The sequence below is a fragment of the Nocardioides korecus genome, assembly GCF_054778395.1.
In genome coordinates this window covers 1-3221 of the sequence record NZ_BAAGZO010000024.1, presented here as the reverse complement: position 1 = coordinate 3221, position 3221 = coordinate 1, and the positions used below count along the sequence as shown (strand labels likewise).

The following is a 3221-nucleotide window of genomic DNA, read 5'->3' as shown; positions in this document are numbered from 1 at the left end:
GGCGACCGGGACCGGTACGACCGGCGGGGTCGAGGACACCGGTGTCCTGGCGGCCGGGGCCGGTGCCCTGGCCCTCGGTGGGGCCATGATCGTCAGCCGTCGCCGCCGCGCGACCAACGAGATCTGATCCGCTGATGTCAGCGGACCGGACCGACCACCACCCCCGGCGCCGGGTGCCCCTGTGGCTCGCCCTCGTCGTGGTGGCGGTCGGTCTGGTCCTGCTGGCGGTCGGCATCGCCTCCCAGGTGCAGCCGCCCCAGCCTCCGCGCGCCGTCGGCCGGATCGACCCGCCGTCGGCCTCGCCCAGCACCGCCTCGGCCGGGGCGACCGCGTCAGCGTCACCGTCCGCGGCCCCGGCACCCCTGCCGCCCTCGCCGCCGGTGCGGGTCGTGATCCCCTCGATCGGGGTCGACTCCGCGGTCCGGCCGATCGGGCTCGCGCCCGACGGCACGCTCGCGGTGCCGCAACCGGGCCCCTACGAGGACACCGCCGCCTGGTTCTCCAAGTCCCCGACCCCGGGTCAGCCCGGGCCGTCGGTGCTCGAGGGCCACGTGGACACCACCCGGGGTCCGTCGGTCTTCTTCAAGCTCGGGGCCGTGCGACCGGGGGCGAAGATCATCGTCCACCGGGCCGACCGGGTCGTGGTCACCTTCACCGTCGACGCGGTGCGCGACTACCCCAAGAGCGCCTTCCCCACGACCACGGTCTACGGCGCCAAGAACCTGAGCCGCCCGACGCTGCGCGTGATCACCTGCAGCGACTTCGACACCGCCACCCGGCACCACACCGGCAACGAGGTCGTCTTCGCCCACCTCACCGCCACCCGCCGCGCCGGCTGACACCCACCACGTCCCGACCCTCCGGGGAGGAGCACCGTGCCACCGCTCCACGCACCTCTGCGGCTCGGTGCCGCCGCCCTGCTGCTCGTCGTCGCCGTGGTCCACGCCCTGCTGGTGCCCGAGCACCTCGAGGAGGCGCCGTACGCCGGCGTGCTGTTCCTCGCGCTGACGGTGGTCTGCCTCGTGCTGGCCGCCCTGCTGGTCCGGCACGACTCGCGCGCGGTGTGGGCGACCGTGGCGCTGGTCAGCCTGCTCGCGCTCGCGGCGTACGTGCTCTCGCGCACGGTCGGGCTGCCCCAGCTCGACGACGACATCGGCAACTGGGGCGAACCGCTCGCCCTGCCCGCACTCATCGCGGAGGTCCTGGCGCTGGCCCTCGCGACGTACACCCTGCGCCACCGTGCACCACGACCACCGAGGGACCACTGATGAGACGCACCACCAGGACCGCCGCCGTCACCACCGCCACCCTGATCGCCCTGCTGGGGCTCGCCGGCTGCGGCTCGAGCGGCGGGTCCTCCGCCGGAGGCTCGAGCTCCCCGTCCTCGGTCGCGTCCGCGACCGGCTCGCCGTCGCCGTCGAGCGTCTCACCGTCTGCGAGCGCCTCGTCGGGAGGCTCGAGCTCGAGCGCGTCGGCGACGATCACGATCAAGAACTTCGCCTACAAGACCTCTGGCACCGTCAAGGCTGGGGCCACGGTGATGATCAAGAACGACGACACCGAGGCGCACACGGTCACCGCCGACTCCAGCGGCGGGTTCGACGTGAAGATCCTGCCGGGCAAGACCGCGAAGCTCACCGCCCCCGCTGCGGGGACCTACAAGTACCACTGCACCTACCACTCCGACATGCACGGCACCCTGGTCGTCAGCTGAGGCGCCGACGACCGGCACCTGCTCCTCCGGACGGCGGCGGGAGGTCCGCGGCGGGTAGCGCTCAGCCGCGGCCGAGGACCCGGCGCAGGAGGCTCCCGCCCCGGCCGGCGGCGCTGCGCTCGGCGGGGGTGTGCTGGCCGGCGCACCAGCGGTCGGCGGGGACGGTGGCCCTGACCTGGGCGACGTGCTGGCCGCAGCCGGCCCAGGTGGTCTTGCCGCAGGTCGTGCACGTGGTGGGACGACACATGGTGGTGCTCCTTCTCGTGGTGGGTCGCGGTCCGTCGACCCGGATACCCTAGGGGGTATGCTGGCAACCAGCGGCCGGCGGTGCACCTCCGCCGGACCGTCGACACCACGAGGAGCGCCCGATGACCGAGTACACCCTGTCCACCACCCTGGACATGCCCTACGACGCCGCCGTCACCGAGGTCCGCGAGGGCCTGGCCGACCAAGGGTTCGGCGTGCTCACCGAGATCGACCTGCAGGCCACGATGAAGGCCAAGCTCGACGTCGACGTCGCGCCCCAGGTCATCCTCGGCGCGTGCCGCCCGCAGCTGGCCCACCAGGCCATGCAGGCCGACCCCTCGATCGCGACCGTGCTGCCCTGCAACGTCGTGGTCCGCTCGGTCGACGAGCACACGACGGTCGTCGAGGCCTTCGACCCCCACGCGATGATGGGCCTGTCGTCCTCCGGCGGGCTCGACACCGTGGCCGCGGACGCCCGCCAGCGCCTGACCGCGATGCTCGACGCCCTCGGGGCCCAGGGCGCCGAGACGCCCGGCAGCCGCACGACCCAGGAGCACTGATGGAGCTCGACCCCGCCGGCATGAAGCCGGTCGTCAACCGCATCAAGCGCGCCCAGGGCCAGCTCGCCGGCGTCCTGCGCCTCCTGGAGGAGGGCCGCGACTGCGAGGACGTGGTCACCCAGCTCGCCGCCGTCTCCAAGGCCCTGGACCGGGCCGGCTTCGCCATCGTGGCCTCCGGCCTCCAGCAGTGCCTGGCCGAGAACGGCGGCGACGTCGACGGTCTCGACGTGAAGAAGATGGAGAAGCTCTTCCTCTCCCTGGCCTGAGCGACCGGACGGGGCCGCGGCCGCGCTAGCCGTGGTGGGCGTGACCCGCCGCGTCGTCGGGGGCGCCATTCATCATCGACATCATCTCCCGGCCGCCGGTGCGCAGGAAGCGGACGATCAGCACGGCGGTCAGCACGAGCGCGGCGATGTTGAGCCAGGTGGTGTAGTTCCAGGTGATCGACTCGGCCATCACCTTGGCCTGGCCGTGGCCGGGGACCAGGCCGAGGCCGCCGAAGATCAGCTCCACGGCGTACCCGCCGAGGACCATGGTGGCGTAGAAGGTGCCGAGCAGGACGAGCATCATCCTCGTGCCGTAGTACTTCCGGTAGATCACCAGGATCGGCACGATGATCAGGTCGGCGAAGACGAACGAGATGACGCCGCCGAAGCTGATGCCGCCGTTGTAGAGCACCGCTGCCAGCGGCACGTTGCCGA

At 72.6% G+C, this 3221-nt stretch carries 7 protein-coding genes; 5 read left to right on the top strand and 2 right to left on the bottom strand.

What is annotated here, in order from left to right:
- Positions 1-134 precede the first annotated feature (134 nt).
- The 3 genes from ACYVDA_RS20640 to ACYVDA_RS20630 are packed head-to-tail and all read left to right on the top strand — an operon-like array spanning position 135 to position 1714.
- Positions 135-839 (top strand): class F sortase, encoded by a 705-nt coding sequence (locus tag ACYVDA_RS20640; RefSeq protein ID WP_460820421.1) that lies wholly within the window; start codon positions 135-137, stop codon positions 837-839.
- A gap of 36 nt (positions 840-875) precedes the next feature.
- Positions 876-1268: a hypothetical protein gene (locus ACYVDA_RS20635; protein ID WP_460820420.1), complete on the top strand. Its 393-nt coding sequence runs from the start codon at positions 876-878 to the stop codon at positions 1266-1268.
- Positions 1268-1714, top strand: coding sequence for a cupredoxin domain-containing protein (locus ACYVDA_RS20630; protein WP_460820419.1), 447 nt, complete (start codon positions 1268-1270; stop codon positions 1712-1714). Before ACYVDA_RS20635 ends, ACYVDA_RS20630 begins: the two co-directional genes overlap by 1 nt.
- A gap of 61 nt (positions 1715-1775) precedes the next feature.
- On the opposite strand, the gene ACYVDA_RS20625 is transcribed toward ACYVDA_RS20630, so the two are convergent.
- Positions 1776-1961, bottom strand: a complete 186-nt coding sequence (locus tag ACYVDA_RS20625; protein WP_460820418.1) for a hypothetical protein — start codon at positions 1959-1961, stop codon at positions 1776-1778.
- Positions 1962-2082: 121 nt separating this feature from the next.
- On the opposite strand from ACYVDA_RS20625, the gene ACYVDA_RS20620 reads away from it, so the two are divergent.
- Complete coding sequence (locus tag ACYVDA_RS20620) at positions 2083-2520, top strand: DUF302 domain-containing protein (protein ID WP_460820417.1); 438 nt, start codon at positions 2083-2085, stop codon at positions 2518-2520.
- Positions 2520-2786, top strand: coding sequence for a metal-sensitive transcriptional regulator (locus ACYVDA_RS20615; RefSeq protein WP_460820416.1), 267 nt, complete (start codon positions 2520-2522; stop codon positions 2784-2786). The genes ACYVDA_RS20620 and ACYVDA_RS20615 overlap by 1 nt, the downstream gene beginning before the upstream one ends.
- Positions 2787-2811: 25 nt before the next feature.
- On the opposite strand, the gene ACYVDA_RS20610 is transcribed toward ACYVDA_RS20615, so the two are convergent.
- Positions 2812-3221: permease (locus ACYVDA_RS20610; RefSeq protein ID WP_460820415.1), on the bottom strand; the 410-nt coding region annotated here is incomplete at its 5' end.